The 16,416-nt window shown below is 64.3% G+C and carries 12 protein-coding genes and 1 pseudogene; 6 read left to right on the top strand and 7 right to left on the bottom strand.

The features are described from left to right. From CAF92_RS03260 to CAF92_RS03270, 3 genes are read right to left on the bottom strand one after another with little or no spacing between them, the layout of a single operon-like run. Complete coding sequence (locus CAF92_RS03260) at positions 1-1,056, bottom strand: lipocalin-like domain-containing protein (protein WP_085599186.1); 1,056 nt, start codon at positions 1,054-1,056, stop codon at positions 1-3. Further along, positions 1,046-3,508, bottom strand: coding sequence for an ABC transporter permease (locus CAF92_RS03265; protein WP_085599188.1), 2,463 nt, complete (start codon positions 3,506-3,508; stop codon positions 1,046-1,048). Before CAF92_RS03265 ends, CAF92_RS03260 begins: the two co-directional genes overlap by 11 nt. Then, positions 3,505-4,173, bottom strand: a complete 669-nt coding sequence (locus tag CAF92_RS03270) for an ABC transporter ATP-binding protein (RefSeq protein ID WP_085599191.1) — start codon at positions 4,171-4,173, stop codon at positions 3,505-3,507. Before CAF92_RS03270 ends, CAF92_RS03265 begins: the two co-directional genes overlap by 4 nt. 211 nt (positions 4,174-4,384) lie before the next feature. On the opposite strand from CAF92_RS03270, the gene CAF92_RS03275 reads away from it, so the two are divergent. Continuing rightward, a complete protein-coding gene (locus tag CAF92_RS03275) occupies positions 4,385-5,452 on the top strand; it encodes an aromatic ring-hydroxylating dioxygenase subunit alpha (protein ID WP_085599193.1) in 1,068 nt (355 codons plus the stop codon). A 12-nt stretch (positions 5,453-5,464) separates the two neighbouring features. Next, positions 5,465-6,415 carry a PDR/VanB family oxidoreductase gene (locus CAF92_RS03280; RefSeq protein WP_085599195.1) on the top strand — a complete coding sequence of 317 codons (951 nt, stop codon included), beginning with the start codon at positions 5,465-5,467 and terminating at the stop codon, positions 6,413-6,415. A gap of 6 nt (positions 6,416-6,421) precedes the next feature. On the opposite strand, the gene CAF92_RS03285 is transcribed toward CAF92_RS03280, so the two are convergent. From CAF92_RS03285 to CAF92_RS03295, 3 genes and pseudogenes are all read right to left on the bottom strand, one after another. Continuing rightward, positions 6,422-7,135, bottom strand: a complete 714-nt coding sequence (locus CAF92_RS03285; RefSeq protein WP_046615211.1) for a GntR family transcriptional regulator — start codon at positions 7,133-7,135, stop codon at positions 6,422-6,424. Positions 7,136-7,338: 203 nt separating this feature from the next. Continuing rightward, positions 7,339-8,591 (bottom strand): annotated as a pseudogene (locus CAF92_RS03290) (OprD family porin). A 111-nt stretch (positions 8,592-8,702) separates the two neighbouring features. Beyond that, on the bottom strand, positions 8,703-10,043 hold the full coding sequence (locus tag CAF92_RS03295) for an MFS transporter (protein ID WP_085599197.1): 1,341 nt from the start codon (positions 10,041-10,043) through the stop codon (positions 8,703-8,705). A 562-nt stretch (positions 10,044-10,605) separates the two neighbouring features. Between CAF92_RS03295 and mrdA the strand changes: the two genes are divergently transcribed. From mrdA to sfnR, 4 genes are all read left to right on the top strand, one after another. Continuing rightward, entirely contained in the window at positions 10,606-12,501 is a 1,896-nt protein-coding gene (mrdA, locus tag CAF92_RS03300; protein WP_085599199.1) for a penicillin-binding protein 2, read from the top strand. A gap of 398 nt (positions 12,502-12,899) precedes the next feature. Next, positions 12,900-13,460, top strand: a complete 561-nt coding sequence (gene msuE, locus CAF92_RS03305; protein WP_085599201.1) for an FMN reductase — start codon at positions 12,900-12,902, stop codon at positions 13,458-13,460. Positions 13,461-13,469: 9 nt separating this feature from the next. After that, positions 13,470-14,657, top strand: a complete 1,188-nt coding sequence (locus CAF92_RS03310) for an acyl-CoA dehydrogenase family protein (RefSeq protein WP_085599203.1) — start codon at positions 13,470-13,472, stop codon at positions 14,655-14,657. 9 nt (positions 14,658-14,666) lie between these two features. After that, the gene (gene sfnR, locus CAF92_RS03315; protein WP_046615207.1) at positions 14,667-15,767 is read left to right on the top strand and encodes a sigma54-dependent transcriptional activator SfnR; all 1,101 of its coding nucleotides are present in this window, start codon (positions 14,667-14,669) and stop codon (positions 15,765-15,767) included. A 197-nt stretch (positions 15,768-15,964) separates the two neighbouring features. On the opposite strand, the gene CAF92_RS27770 is transcribed toward sfnR, so the two are convergent. Then, positions 15,965-16,303, bottom strand: coding sequence for a hypothetical protein (locus tag CAF92_RS27770; protein WP_178081760.1), 339 nt, complete (start codon positions 16,301-16,303; stop codon positions 15,965-15,967). Positions 16,304-16,416 lie beyond the last annotated feature (113 nt).

Raw genomic sequence — 16,416 nt, forward strand, 5'->3', positions numbered from 1 at the left:
CTAATAGCCGGTCATCTCCAGATACCCACGCCCACCCGCACTCCCGGTCAAGCGTACCGGCCCCTCCCAATACGGGAACCGCGTTTCCATCCAGGCTTGCGATTCCACAGCCTCGACCTTTACATCCACGCCATGCCCCGGCACCTGCACCCGCCATCGCGTCGGCACCTGCTTGCCGTTCTTCTGCCGGGCCCAGGCCAGCGCCTGCAGCTGGATCTGCGCACCCTGCAGTGCCACCACCTTACCCTGCGGGCCAACCCAGGTCCCGGCGCGATACGCCTGCCCCTGCACTTCGCGCACCTGGAACAGCATCAATCGGGCACCACTGTCCAGGTGCAGGGAAAACCAGTCCCAACCCGTCTGCCCGGCAGCCAGCGGCTGGCTGCTCCATTCCCGGTCCAGCCAGGCCAGGCCGCTGACTGCAATGCATTGGCCGTCACGCTGCACTTCCCCACTCACCCGATAGAACGGCTGACTGTAATAGTACGAAGCCTGGCCCTTGCCGGACTTCTCGCTGTAGCCCTGGTCCCCGTGCAGCACCAAGGGCCGCTCGCTGTGCAGTTGCAGGTCATAGCGAAAGCCGTCACCACCGGCGAGCATTTGCAGATTTTCGATGCCACTGCTGCCCTGCAACGACCAGTCATTGATCCACGCCCGGAACGGCTGGGCCTGCACGCCGGCCTGGCCGATACCTCCACGCGCCAAGGTTTCGCCGAACTGATGGCCACCGGGACCGGTCAACGCCGCATGTCCCATCCACAGGTTCGGGCTGTTCCAGCCGGCAGTCTCGGGGCCTGGGCGCAGGGCCGAGCGAAACAGCGTCCACTGCGCGCCCCAGTCCCGCCCCAGGAAGTCCTGGAGGTTGGCGGTGACATACCACCATTCGATGCGAAAGCCATCGTGGGCCCCGTGGTCACGCGGAAATTCCAGGCGCTGGCCGCGGCTTACCTGGCTGAATTCGCCCGCCTGCTGCCCGAGCCCGGCATAGCTCTGCTCGGCGGGCTGGTCACAGCCGCCGAGCAACCCACACAGCAACAGCCAGGCGCTACGTTTCATCGGCAAACGGCCTCAACAGTTCGCGCGGCTGGCGACGCGCCAGCTGCCACAGTGGCCAGGCGCTGGCCAACAGGCTGGTAAACACGCCCAGCAGTGTCAGGTGCAGCAGTTGCCCAGGGAACACGTAGAGCGGCAAACGCCAGCCGAATGCCTGCACGTTCACCACCGCTACCAGGCACCAGGCCAGCAGGATGCCCAGCGGGATCGCCAGCAGCACGGTAAGGCTGCTCAGCAACAGTGTCTGCCCAAGGCTCAGCCACACCAGGTGCGTACGCCGCACACCCAGTGCCCACAGCGGCGCCAACTGGCGCAGGCGGGTCTGGCCCAGGGTCAGCAGGTTGATGAACAGCGCCACGCCTGCCACGCCAAGGGTGAGGCTGTTGAGCGCGGCAGTGGCGGCGAAGGTGCGGTTGAACACGTCGGTCGACCAACGTTTGAGACGCGCCTGATCGACCACGCGGCTGTCGTCCAGGGCAAAGCGCTGTTGCAATGCAGCCTCGAGCGCCGACACCTGATCGCCCACCAGATCGACACTCAAGCCGGTCAGGGTTGCCTGTGGCCAGTGCCCGCGCAGCCAGCCGGCGTTGACCAGCATGTGCCCTTTGGGGTTGCCATAATCGGCATAGATGCCCACAACGCTAAGGGCTGGCGAAGTGTCTGCAGGCAGCCTCAGGCGATCGCCCAGTTGCAGGTTCAGTCGCCTGGCCAGCTGTTCACTGAGCATCACGGCCTGCCCGGCAGCCAGTTGCTGCCAGGCGTGCTTTTGCTGCGCCAGCAATGGCCAGCGTATGCGATAGACGGGATGATCGACGATGCCCTGGACCTGCACCGGCCAGCCCTGCAGCTGTGTTTCCTCACGCCAGCCGGGCAACACCACACCCACCGAAGGTTGCTGCCCAAGCCACTCGGCTATCTGCATGCCCTGGGCGGTGTCCCTTGGGGTGACATACAGGTCGGCGGACAGGCGCAAGTCAAGCCAGCCGACGAAGGTCTTGCGAAAGCCCTCGGTCATGCTGCCCACCCCGACACTGGCCGCCAGCGCCAGCAACAGTGCCATCAACGCCAGGCTCAGGGCCGGCAATTGCTGGCGGCTGTCGGCGACGAACCATTGCGCCAAAGGCCGCCGGCAATGGCGCGCCAACCAGGCCAGCACCCGGTCGAGCAAGGCCGGTAGCAGCAGCGCCGCCGCCAGCAGCAAGCCTGCCAGCAGGCCGAACGCGCTGGGCAGGCTGTCGCCCAGCACGCCACAGCCCAGGGCCAGCAAAAGCAACAGGCCGGCCACCAGGGCCTGGCGCCGCAACCAAGGCCCCTGCGCCAACCGCCACGCCTGAGGTTGCGCCAGCGCCAGCAACGGCAACCGCGCCGCACGCAGTACACTGCCCAAACCCGCCAGCAGCGCCCCCAGCACGCTCATCAGCATGCCCAGCAGCCACCACCCTGCGGGCAGGCTCAGCGCCCCGGCGACCTGGGCGCCATACAGGCCGCGCAAGCTGGCGGCCACATCGGGCAGCAACCACGCGGCCAGCCCGTAACCACTGGCCACGCCGGCCAGCCCGCCCAGCACCGCGAACAGCCCCAGCTCCAGCACCAACGCGCACAACAAGGTTTGCAGGCCGATGCCACAGGCGCGCAGGTTGCGGATCAGGCCGCGCCGCTGTTCCAGTGCCAGACCGATTGCGGCATGGGCTATGAACAGGCCGACGACGAACGCCAACAGGCCAAGGGCGGTCAGGTTGAGGTGGAAACTGTCGGTCAGCCGCTGCAAGCCGCCATCGTCCTGCCGGGGTTGCAACTCAAGGTAAGGCGCGATATCCGCTGGCAACGGACCCGGCGAGGCAGCCACCAGCAAGCGCGACAACTGCCCGGGTGCATGCAGCAGCGTCTGGGCGTGGCCGATATCGACCACGATCACCCCTGGGGCCAGCGCTGGCTGTAGAACCAACGGCGGCAGCAGCTGCCCTTCGCTGTCGCGTGCCGAGGCCCCGGGGCCTGCATGCAGCTGGCGCAAGGTGTCCGGCCCGCCCCAGGCTTGCCCGGGCATGCCGACAAAGGCCTGCAGGTCGAACGTTCCGGGCTGCACACCGGCGATGCTGCTGGCCGGCGGCAGGCTCAACGGCTCGATGCCGATCAACCGCACGCTGCGCGCCGGCTCACCAGCAAAGCGCAAGCGCCCTTCCAGTACCGGCGTCACCGCCCAGCCCAGCCTGCGCAACTGCACGTACAGTGCCTGGTCGAAGCGCTCGCCACGGCGCGGCACCAGTTGCGCCTGCAACGGCCCGGCCAGCACCGCGCTGGCCCGGGCATAGTCGCTGCGTGCCTGGCTGTTCAGCGCCTGCACGCCGGTCCACAGCGCCGTTGCCAGCCACAGGCCGGTGAAGATGCTGAAAAACTGCACGCGATGGCGCCGCCAGTGGCTGAGCAGCGCCAGCAGGGCCAGCGATAGAAGCCTCATCCGCCCAGCTCGGGCCGCACGCGGCCGGCCTGCAGGTAACAACACTGCTGCAAGCGCGCCGCCAGCCGCGGGCTGTGGGTCACCAACAGCACCCCACTGCCAGCCTCGGCGACCAGCTGCAACAGCAGGCTCAACACCTCATCGCTGCTGGCTTCATCAAGGCTGCCGGTGGGTTCGTCGGCCAGCAACCAGGCCGGGCGTCCGGCCAGGGCGCGGCCGATGGCAACCCGCTGTTGCTGGCCGCCAGACAATTGCTCCGGGTAACGCGCCAGCAAATTTGCCAGCCCCAGGCGCTGCGCCAGGTACGCCAGCCAATCGGGATCATGCCGAGCGGCCAGCCGGGCCTGAAACGCAAGGTTGGCCCCCACGTCCAGGCTGCTGATCAGGTTGTACTGCTGGAACACCAGGCCGATGCCCTCCCGCCGCCACAGCGCCAGCGACGCCTCGGAACGGCTGTCGAGCGGGGTGTCGTCGATCAGGATGCGGCCACTGTCGGCACGGTCCAGACCGGCCACCAGGTGCAGCAAGGTGCTCTTGCCGCTGCCCGACTCGCCCATCAGCGCCAGGCTGCTGCCGCGCGCCAGGCGCAGGTTGACGCCTTGCAAGACCGGGATTGGGCCTTGGGGCGTAGGGAATGACTTGTAGAGGTTTTCGATGACCAGCATCGAGAGGCCTTGGTGGGTGAGGTCTGTTTAGTAATAGCAGGTCAAGCGCTGCTGGAGCATGAAAGTGCCCATGCGCACTACAAATGGATCCACTAATTATCCGATAACCGCACAAAACTCTGAAATAACGGGCTGTTTATATTGACCGTGCGTACTCGTACGGCTCTAATGGATCCATTAAATAAAAACAAAACCCCCGGAGAGCCTACCCATGTACCCCAAGAACACTTGGTACGTTGCCTGCACCCCCGACGAAATCGCCACCAAGCCCCTGGGCCGACAGATCTGCGGGGAGAAGATCGTGTTCTACCGTGGCCGCGAGAACCGCGTAGCGGCCGTCGAGGACTTCTGCCCGCACCGTGGCGCGCCGTTGTCGCTGGGCTATGTCGAGGACGGCAATCTGGTATGTGGCTACCACGGCCTGGTCATGGGTTGCGACGGCAAGACCGTGTCGATGCCGGGCCAGCGGGTACGAGGCTTCCCCTGCAACAAGACCTTTACTGCAGTCGAGCGCTATGGATTCATCTGGGTCTGGCCGGGCGATCAGGCACAAGCCGACCCGGCGCTGATCCCGCACCTGGAATGGGCGGTGAGTGATGAGTGGGCCTATGGAGGTGGGCTTTTCCACATCGGCTGCGACTACCGCCTGATGATCGACAACCTGATGGACCTGACCCACGAAACCTACGTGCACGCCTCCAGCATCGGCCAGAAAGAAATCGACGAGGCGCCGCCGGTCACCACCGTCACCGGCGACGAAGTAGTCACCGCCCGACACATGGAAAACATCATGGCCCCGCCCTTCTGGCGCATGGCCTTGCGCGGCAACGGCCTGGCCGACGATGTGCCAGTGGACCGCTGGCAGATTTGCCGTTTCACCCCGCCCAGCCATGTGCTGATCGAAGTCGGCGTGGCGCATGCTGGCAAAGGTGGCTACCACGCCGAGGCGCAGCACAAGGCGTCGAGCATCGTGGTCGACTTCATCACTCCGGAAAGCGATACCTCGATCTGGTACTTCTGGGGCATGGCGCGCAATTTCGCGGCACACGACCAGACCCTGACAGACAACATTCGCGAAGGCCAGGGCAAGATTTTCAGCGAAGACCTGGAGATGCTCGAACGCCAGCAACAGAACCTGCTGGCCAACCCCGAGCGCAGCCTTCTGAAGCTGAACATTGATGCCGGCGGCGTGCAGTCGCGCAAGGTGCTGGAGCGGCTCATCGCCAAAGAACGTGCACCCCAGCCGCAACTGATCGCTACCAGCGCCACCCCTGCCTGAGGAACTGCCAACATGATCGATGCCGTTGTGGTATCCCGTAACGATGAAGCGCAGGGTATCTGCAGTTTCGAGCTGGCGGCGGCGGATGGCAGCCTGCTGCCGGCGTTCAGCGCTGGCGCGCACATTGATGTGCATCTGCCCGACGGGCTGGTGCGCCAATATTCGCTGTGCAATCACCCCGAAGAGCGCCACCGCTACCTGATCGGCGTGCTCAACGACCCGGCCTCGCGGGGCGGTTCACGCAGCCTGCACGAGCAGGTGCAGGCCGGTGCCCGGCTGCGTATCAGCGCGCCGCGCAACCTGTTCCCGCTGGCCGAGGATGCACGGCGCAGTTTGCTGTTTGCCGGAGGCATCGGCATTACCCCGATCCTGTGCATGGCCGAGCAGTTGTCCCACAGTGGCCATGATTTCGAACTGCACTACTGCGCCCGCTCCAGCGAGCGTGCGGCGTTTGTCGAGCGTATTCGCAATGCGCCGTTTGCCAATAGGTTGTTCGTGCATTTTGACGAGCAGCCGGAAACGGCGTTGGACATTGCTCAAGTGCTGGGCAACCCACAAGGCGATATGCACCTGTATGTGTGCGGACCAGGTGGTTTCATGCAGCATGTGCTCGAGAATGCCAAGAAGCTGGGTTGGCAGGAAGCCAACCTGCACCGCGAGTACTTTGCAGCTGCGCCAGTGGATGCCAGTAACGACGGTAGTTTCTCGGTGCAGGTCAACAGTACCGGGCAAGTGTTCGAGGTGCCGGCCGACCAGACCGTGGTGCAGGTGCTTGAACAGAACGGCATCGAGGTCGCGATGTCGTGCGAGCAAGGTATTTGCGGTACCTGCCTGACCCGTGTGCTACGGGGTACGCCCGACCATCGCGACATGTTCCTCACCGAGGAGGAGCAAGCCCTGAACGACCAGTTCACGCCTTGTTGCTCGCGGTCGAAAACGCCGTTGCTGGTGCTGGATATCTGAGCCGGCTCAAGAAGTCGGCAGGATGACCTTCATGCCTGGGTCTGGAGCAGCGCCGCCGAAGGTCTCGGCGTAACGAAGGGTGGCATTGGCGTGCTCGCGCATGATCGCTTCGGCGCGGGCACCCTGGCGGTTGATCAAGGCATCGAACACCGCATGGTGCTGCATGTGGGCGAAATTGAAGCGCCGGTATTCGCGGGCCAGGTTATGGCGGTCTACAGCCAGCGCGGTGACCGAAGCGAACGGCAGGTGATCGTTACGCGCCAGTGCTACGGCAATGGCCGGGTTGTGGCTGGCCTCGATGATCACCTGGTGAAAGCGCATATTGAGATCGTGGTAGGCCTCCAGGTCTGCTTCGGTCACGAAGCCCTTGTCGAACAGCTGGTCGCCATCAACCAGGCATTGTTGCAAGGCCGCGCGAGCTTGCGCGGACAAGCCACGTTCTGCGGCCTGGCGCGCAGCCAACCCTTCCAGCACGCCTCGCACCTCGACAGCTCCGGCGATGTCATCGGCGCTGACAGAACGCACCTGGAACCCCCGGCCACCGAAGCGCACCAGCAAGCCTTCCTGCTCGAGGGTACGGAACGCAATGCGCACCGGCATGCGTGAGACACCGAACAATTCTGCGGTGGGGACTTCCATCAAGCGCTCGCCGGCCGCCAGCTCGCCCGAGGCGATCATCTTGCGCAACGCGACCAGCACCATTTGACCGGGTTTGCTCATCCAGGCAGCTTCCAGAGACATGAGCGGGCATTGTAGCGCAAGCCGAGAGGTTGCTGCTGGCCTGTTGAGGCTGGCGGGTTGCATGACAACGCCCCCGCCTCAAGCCATGCGCTGCAGATGCAGGAGCGGGTTTGGCCGCAAAGGAGACGACGCGGGGCATGCGACCCGTTTTGCCCCCCCGCAACCTCAAGGATACGACGCGCTTACAACGTCAGCGGATAGGTGATGATCAACCGTGTCTGGTCAAAATCAGCATTGAAGCTACGCCGGTTGGTCGCGTTGTTAAGCCGGATGTTGAGGTCCTTCAATGCCCCGCTCTGGAAGGTGTAGTTGACCTCGGTATCGCGCTCCCACTCCTTGCCATTGCTGCCTGCCGCCGTGGTCGCGTTCTCGCCGTGCCCGTAACGCACCATGGCCATCAGGCCTGGCACGCCCAACGCGACAAAGTTGTAGTCGTAACGCACTTGCCACGAGCGCTCGTCAGCATTGCTGAAGTTGCCGTTGAACATGTCGTTGCCCAAGGTTCGTCCGCTACTGCCGTACACCGACATCCACTGGCTATCACCACTCACCTTCTGCAGCCCCAGGTACAACGTGTGACCACTGCGCGTGGCAGAAAGCAAGGCGTAGCCTGTACGGCTCTGGATATCACCGATGCGCGCCTGGCCATCGTCCCGGTCGATGAAGTAACCGAGGTTGGCACCCAGCGTCCAATCCCCTACTCGCTGACTATGCAGCAGGTTGAAGAAGCTCTGCTGGTAGATGTCCTCCAGCTGCGAATGCCAGGCGCCGATCAGCGTACGCTGCTGGTTGAAACGGTACTCGGCACCGGCATAGTTGAAACCGTCCGCAGTCACCCCTGGCGCAGCCCAGGCAGAAAGGTCCTGCATGTCCGACGAGTTGCGCAGGCTAACCTCACGGTACTGGCCAGCCTGCAAGCTCAGGCCTTCGATTTCGCGTGAGTCGAACATTGCGCCGCGGAAGGTCTGCGGCAACAGGCGGCCATCGTCGTAGCGCAGCAATGGAATGTCCGGCAGCAGTTCACCTACCTTCAACTCGGTGGCCGAAATGCGCAGCTTCGCCGCCAGCCCGGCGCGCCCATAGTCGTCAGCCGCGCGCCCCTCATCATGCACCGGCAGCAGTTCGGAGCCGCTGGTACCGCGGCCACTGTCCAGCTTCACGCCGAACATGCCGATGCCGTCCAGGCCCAAACCGATCAATCCTGGGGTGTAGCCTGAACTGAACTTGAAGATGAAGCCTTGGGCCCACTCTTCAACCTTGCTCTTGGCCGCCCCTGGGTCGCGAAAATCACGATTGAAATAGTAGTTGCGCATTGTCAACCCGGCCTTGGCATCCTCGAAGCCCCCCCTTCCTCGGCCCAGGCCGGCAACCCCAGGCCCAGCGCCAGCGAAACCGCCAGGGCCGAACGGGTCAGTGTGCAAGTCATGTGCATCATTATTATTGTTCTCCGCTTTTCGTAGGCGCAGCCGACCACCCCGTGCCGGCGTGAGCACAGGGCGACAAGCTGCATTCAGGTGCCCGACCTGACCGGGCAGTACTCAGTGGCTCAGTGGCTCAGTGCATCGCTAGCCAAGCCTGGCGTCGGCCTGGTTCCGCTGCGCAGCAACAGCAGGCAACCTGCGGCCAGCACGAATACGCTGGCGAATACCCCGTACAGGTGCAACGGTTGCCAGCCGCCATCGAGCAGCACACCAGCCACGGTCGGCGACAGGATCGCGCCCATGCGACCGATGCCGATGCCCCAGCCCACACCAGTGGCGCGCACCGAAGCGCCATAGACCACGGGCGACAAGGCATACAGCCCGGCCACGCAGCCGTTGGAGAACAACCCGATCAACAACCCCAATACCAACGCCGCGCTGACCGAGGCGCTATTGGTCACGAACAGCACCAGCAGCGCTGCGGTGATGAGCATGAAAAGCGCAAGCACGCGGGTCAGTGGCCAGCGCGAGGCCAGGCCGCCTATCAGCGCCGCACCGAGGATACCGCCAACGCTCAACAGTACCCCGCCAGTAATGCCCTGCTCGGCCGACAGCCCGGCGGCCACCAGCAGCTTCGGCGTCCAACTCATGACGAAGTAGAAGCCGAACATGACCAGGAAGAACAACAACCAGATCACCAGCGTGGTACGACGCATGACCGGTGTCAGCAGCTGCTTGAAACCGCTGGCTGCGCCCTGCTCCCTTACCGCCAGTGCTGGCAGTTGCTCCAGTGTCGGCTGGCCGAGGCGCGCCGCCAGGCGGTTGACCCGCGCCAGGGCATTGGCTGGCCGGCGTGCCAGCAGGAAGTCCAATGACTCCGGCAACCACAACAGCACCAGCGGAATCACCAGGACGGTGACGATACCGCCGAACAGGAACACCGAGCGCCAGCCCCAGTGCCCCAGCAGCCATACCGCCAGCAAACCGCCCAAGGTCGCGCCCAGCGCATAGCCGGTGGACTGCAGGCTGACCGCCAGGCCACGCCAGCGCTTGCTGGCGTACTCGCTGGCAATCACATTGCTACTGGCCAGGATGCCGCCGATCCCCAAACCGGTCAGTCCACGCAACATTGCCAGTTGCAGCGAGCTTTGGCTCAGCGACGAGAGCAACATGCCAATACCGGACAGCGCCAGGCACAACAGGATCAGCGGGCGACGACCAAGGCGATCGGCCCATGGCGCGATGAACAGCGACCCCGCCGCCATGCCGAACAGGCCGGCGCTGAGCAGCAACCCCACTTGCGCCCCGTTCAGGCTCCACTCAGCAGACACCGAGGCAGCAGTAAAGGCCATGACCAATACGTCGAAGCCGTCGATCATGTTGAGAATGATGCAGATACCAATGGCCAGGCACTGGAAGCGCCCCATCGGTTCGGCGTCCAGGCGTTGCTTGAGGTCGGGATTCATGGGCTCACCTGCCGGTTCACAGGTGAGAGAAGAGATGCGCACGTGCAGGCAAAGCGCAAGGAACCTTGGCGGCTCCACACCCTTGAAAAGCCATTCATGACTGGGCCCTTTTTTTGTAATTGTTGTTGCATACGGCCGGAGGTTTCTGGCCGTTGCCAGGCGCTAATCAACCAGATAATGGATCCATAAACAATCAGTGCGCACACAAGAAAACAGGGTTTCTCTTAGCAAAACGCCACTACATGCTCGACATAATCAACATAAATATATGATTTTCAATATTTTATTAGATCAAACGAACCAATAATTAATGTTCGATTATCGAACAAACAAAATTTATGGATCCATAAAAGCGCCAAAAATCTCCCTTAAACCTTCACGAACGGTCAGCCATGAACAAATCTTCATATAGCCCGCCAGCGCCCTGATCACGGGGCTCACAGCCGATGCCACGCTATCGTCCGACGGCACTCGCCTTGAGGCGGCATAGCGGGTTGCGTAGCATCCCCCGCCCATTCGTGCGCCCGCACGGCCAAGGCGACCCCGTAGAAAAGAGCCCCTGATGCCGCAACCGATCCCCCTCAAGGACCACGAAAAGGAAAAGCACCTGGTCAACCGCCGGCTTCTGGCCTGCGCCGCCCTGGTCTTCAGCCTGGTCGCCGTGCTGGTGGGCCGGCTCTATGTGCTGCAGGTGCTGCAACACGACCAGCAGACCGCCGTATCGGAAAACAACCGCGTGCACGTGCTGCCCATCGCCCCCGAGCGCGGGCTGATCTACGACCGCAACGGCGTGGTGCTGGCCGACAACAAGCCCAGCTTCGACCTGACCATGACCCGCGAGCGGGCTGGCGGCGACACGGCCAAGGTGCTCGATACCCTGGCCCAGGTGCTGAGCCTGACCGACGACGACCGCAAGCAGTTCGACAAGGACCTGCGCCGTGGCCGCAAGCCGTTCGAACCGGTGACCCTGATGGTCGGCCTGAGCGAAGAGCAGATCGCCCTGGTGGCGGTGAACCAGTTCCGCCTGCCAGGCCTGGAGGTGGAACCACAGTTCATCCGCGAGTACCCGCTGGCCGAGCATTTCGCCCACTCGGTGGGCTATGTGGGGCGCATCAACGAGAAAGAGGCCAAGACCCTCGACAGCACCGAATACCGGGGCACCCAGTCGATCGGCAAGACCGGTATCGAGCACTTCTACGAAAGCCAGCTGCATGGCCACGTGGGCTACGAGGAGGTCGAGACCAACGCCCAGGGCCGGGTGATGCGTGTGCTCAACCACAAGGCCCCGACCCCGGGCCAGGACATCGTCCTGACCCTGGACGCCCACCTGCAACTGGCCGCGGAAAAGGCCTTGGGCGACCGCCGCGGCTCGGTGGTGGTGCTCGACCCGGCCAATGGCGACGTGCTGGCGATGGTCAGCAACCCCAGCTTCGACCCCAACCTGTTCGTCAAGGGCATCAGCTTCAAACAGTACGCCGCCCTGCGCGATTCCATCGACCGCCCGCTGTTCAACCGCGTGCTGCGCGGCCTGTATGCCCCCGGTTCGACGGTGAAGCCGGAGGTGGCCATCGCCGGCCTCGACAGTGGCGTGATCACCCCGGGCAGCCGGGTGTTCGACCCAGGCTACTACGAGCTGCCCAACTACGACCATAAGTACCGCAACTGGAACCGCAGCGGCGATGGCTGGGTGGATATGTACACTGCCATCATGCGTTCCAACGACACCTACTTCTACGACCTGGCGCACAAGCTGGGCATCGACCGCCTGCACGACTACATGGCCGAGTTCGGCCTGGGCCAGAAGGTGTCGCTGGACATGTTCGAGGAGGCGTCCGGGCTGATGCCGTCGGCCGAGTGGAAGCGCGCCACACGGCGCCAGGCCTGGTTCCCGGGCGAGACGCTGATCCTGGGCATCGGCCAGGGTTACATGCAGGTCACCCCACTGCAGCTGGCCCAGGCCACCAGCCTGCTGGCGAGCAAGGGCGTGTGGCACCGCCCGCACCTGGCCATGACCGTGGGTGGCGATGCGCCGGTAGACCCCAACCCGATGCCCAATATCGTGCTGCACGACAGACACGCCTGGGACCAGGTCAGCCAGGGCATGCAGATGGTCATGCACGACCCGCGCGGCATCGCCCGCGCGGCCGCGGCCGGTGCGCAATACCGGATTGCCGGCAAGAGCGGCACCGCGCAGGTGGTGGCGATCAAGCAGGGCGAACGCTACAACCGCGACAAGACCCTGGAGCGGCACCGCGACAATGCCCTGTTCGTCGGCTTTGCCCCAGCTGATCACCCGAGTGTGGTGGTGGCGGTGATGATCGAGAACGGTGAAGCCGGCGGGCGGGTGGCAGGGCCGGTGGTGCGGGAGGTGATGGATGCCTATCTGCTGGATGAGCAGGGGCATCTGAAGCCGCAGTATGCGGGTGGGGTAGTGCCTCGCAGCGTGCCGCACACTTGAGACTTCTGGGGCCGCTTCGCAGCCCTTTCGCGACGCAAGGCCGCTCCCACAAGTTCAGTGTTGCGTCACAGGCAGCGCAAATCCTGTGGGAGCGGCCTTGTGTCGCGATGGGGCGCGAAGCGGCCCCAGCACATCAAAATCAAAATAGGGAATAAGAATATAAAATCTTATTCCTTTTTCATCATTCCGTAATCCTCTATAAATCCCCCAACTGCACAGCCGCCAACACCCGGCCAACTGTCTGCAGCGCAACACACGATCAACAGGCAACGCCCACACGGCAACAGCGCCGCAAGCATCATAAATGCGCTAACCTGTTGAAATAAAAGAACATTCATACTCGGCACGACGATTGCTCAAGCAAAGTCCCCCGCTCAACCAGCACCGGAGACCTGCCCATGAGCACCCCACTGAACGTCGTAGCCCTGTCCGGCGGCACTGCCCGCCCATCGCGCACCCTGGCCCTGACCGAGGCGATCCTCGCCGAACTGGCCCTGCACCTGCACATCAAGCCGCACCTGATCGAACTGGGCGAGATCGCCCGCCCGCTGGGCAGCGCCCTGTGGCGCAGCGAACTGCCCGAGGCCGTCGAGCAGCAACTGCGCCTGGTGGAAAAAGCCGACCTGCTGGTGGTGACAACGCCGGTGTACCGCGGCAGCTTCACCGGCCACTTCAAGCACCTGTTCGACCTGATCGGCCAGGACGCCCTGGTCGACACCCCGGTGCTGCTCGCCGCCACCGGCGGCAGCGAGCGCCACGCGCTGGTGCTCGACCACCAGCTGCGCCCACTGTTCAGCTTCCTGCAAGCCCTGACGCTGCCCATCGGCGTGTTCGCCAGCCAGGCGGAAATGGCCGACTACCGGGTGTCCAGCGCAGCCCTTGCCGCCCGCATCCGCCTGGCCGCAGAGCGCGCCGTGCCGCTGTTCGGCGCTCATCATGCGCTGCGCAAGAGCGCCTGAGGAGCGGCCATGAATGCACCTGTGAATACCGCCCAGCGCCCTGCCCTGATCATCGCCCGCGAACTGGCCGGGCAGTTTGCCCAGACCGCCGTCGAACGCGACGAGCGTGGCGGCACGCCAAAAGCCGAGCGCGATGCCCTGCGTGACAGCGGCCTGCTGTCGCTGGTGATCCCGCAGGCCTTCGGCGGCCAGGGCGCCAGCTGGCATGACACCTTCGCGGTGGTGCGCGAGTTCGCCCGGGTCGACAGCTCCATCGCCCACGTGTTCGGCTTCCATCACCTGATGCTGGCCACCGTGCGCCTGTTCTCGCGCCCTGACCAATGGCAACCGTGGTTCGAGCAGACCGCCCGCAAGCAGTGGTTCTGGGGCAATGCCCTGAACCCGCTGGACACACGCACCGTGGTCAAGCACTTCGATGGCTGGTGCGAGTTTTCTGGCAAGAAAAGCTTCTGCTCCGGCGCCAGCGACTCGGAAATGCTCATCGCCTCGGCGGTGGACGAACGTGCAGGCGGCAAGCTGCTGATTGCCGCCATCCCGAGTGGCCGCACCGGCATCAGCCTGCACAGCGACTGGAACAACATCGGCCAGCGCCAGACCGACAGCGGCAGCGCCACGTTCGAGCGGGTACGGGTGGAGCACAACGAACTGCTGCTCGACCCTGGCCCCCTGAGCACGCCGTTCGCCGCCCTGCGCCCGCTGATTGCCCAGTTGCACTTCGCCAACCTGTTCCTCGGCATCGCCGAGGGGGCGTTCGAGGAGGCCCGCCAGTACACGCTCAAGGAAAGCCGGCCGTGGTTCCGCTCAAGCGCCGCCAGCAGCGCCGAAGACCCCTACGTGCTGCGCCATTACGGCGAGTTCTGGGTCGGCCTGGAGAGCGTGCGCCTGCTGATCGAACGGGCCGCACGCCAGCTCGATGCCGCCTGGGCCAGGGAGCACGCCCTCACGGCGCAAGAGCGCGGCGACCTGGCCCTGGCCATCGGCACCGCCAAGGTTGCCGCCAGCCGCCATGGCCTGGACATCTGTAACCGCCTGTTCGAGGTCACCGGCGCCCGCGCCACCCATGCCTCGCTACGTTTCGACCGGCACTGGCGCAACCTGCGCACGCAAACCCTGCACGACCCGGTGGACTACCGCATCCACGAACTCGGCGAGTGGGCCCTCAACGACAAGCGCCCTGCCCCATCCTTCTATTCCTGAGGATTGCCCATGCAACTGCTGACCCTCCCCCCGTCCCCGACACTGGCCACCTCGATCCGGGCCACCGCACAGGTTTTCGAAGACCCCAGGTCGCAGGCGCTGCTTGCCCACCTGCAACAGGTCGCCCCCAGCGAGGCCAGCGTGCTGATCATCGGCGAAACCGGCACGGGCAAGGAGCTGGTCGCACGCCACATCCACAACCTCAGTGGCCGGCGCAACGGCCCGTTCGTCGCTGTCAACTGCGGTGCCTTCTCCGAATCGCTGGTCGAGGCGGAGCTGTTCGGCCATGAAAAAGGCGCCTTCACCGGTGCCCTGGCGGCCAAGGCCGGCTGGTTCGAGGAAGCCAACGGCGGCACGCTGTTCCTCGACGAAATCGGCGACCTGCCGTTGCCGATCCAGGTCAAGCTGCTGCGCGTGCTGCAGGAGCGCGAAGTGGTGCGGCTGGGGTCGCGCAAGAGCATCCCGATCAATGTGCGGGTACTGGCGGCGACCAATGTGCAGCTGGAAAAGGCCATTAACGCCGGGCATTTTCGCGAAGACCTGTACTACCGGCTGAACGTGGTGACCTTGCAGTTGCACCCATTGCGCGACCGCCCTGGCGACATCCTGCCCTTGGCCCGGCACTTCATCCGCAGCTACAGCGACCGGCTGGGCTACGGGCCGGTGGAACTGAGCGCCAAGGCCCAGGCCAAACTGGTGGAATACAGTTGGCCGGGCAACATCCGCGAGTTGGAGAACGTGATTCACCACAGCTTGCTGACCTGCGGCGACGGCACGGTGCAGGCGCAGGACCTGCGCTTGTCCAACCTGCGTATCGAACGGCAGGAGGAAGAGCCGGCGGGCAATGGTGTGGAGGATCTGCTGCAGCGGGCGTTCAGCCGCTTGTTCGAAGAGCAGTCGGGTGACCTGTACGAAAAGGTGGAAAATACCCTGCTGCGGTCGGCGTATCGGTTCTGCCATTACAACCAGGTGCATACCGCGCAGTTGCTGGGTTTGTCGCGCAACATCACCCGCACCCGGCTGATTGCGATCGGTGAGTTGGTGGTGAACAAGCGGCGGGGGCAGGAGCAGCAGGTGCTGGATAACCGGGTGGTGCGGTTGTCGATCTGAATGGTGTATGGCCTGTTCGGGCCTCTTCGCGGGCACGCCCGCTCCCACAGGTGCTGCGCCAACCTTGAAAGCGGCGCGATACCTGTGGGAGCGGGCGTGCCCGCGAAGAGGCCGGCACAGGCACCCAAACTGCTAGTTCTGGTCGCCTCCGCGATCATCCCCAACATCATGGTCAGCCCCATCATCAGCGCCATGCCCTACACCGTGGGGCTCGCCCACGTCGTGATTCGCTTCGTGATTCGCCTCATGGTTGGCTTCATGATTTGCTTCGTGGTTGGCCTCGTGGTCGGCACCATCATCAGCACCATTGCGCCCGCGGCCATCATGACCCGGGCCACCATGCCCTCCACCATCGCCACTGTGCCCGCTGCCACTGCCGCCGTGGCCACCACCCGAGCCACCGCCGCCGCTACCACCACCTCCACCGCCATGACCACCGCCTCCGCCGCCACCATGGCCACCACCGCCACCACCTCCGCCGCCATGGCCACCGCCACCGCCACTGCCTCCTCCACCGCCACCGTGACCACCGCCACCGCCACCATCCTTCGCGTACGCGCTGGAGGTAACGCCAAAGGAGTCAGGCACCAACACGGCCGAAGCCGACAATACTGCACCGATAGCCAAAGCCAACAAGCATTTCCTGAGC

Source organism: Pseudomonas sp. B10(2017), assembly GCF_002113295.1.
In the GTDB taxonomy this organism is placed as follows: domain Bacteria; phylum Pseudomonadota; class Gammaproteobacteria; order Pseudomonadales; family Pseudomonadaceae; genus Aquipseudomonas; species Aquipseudomonas pudica.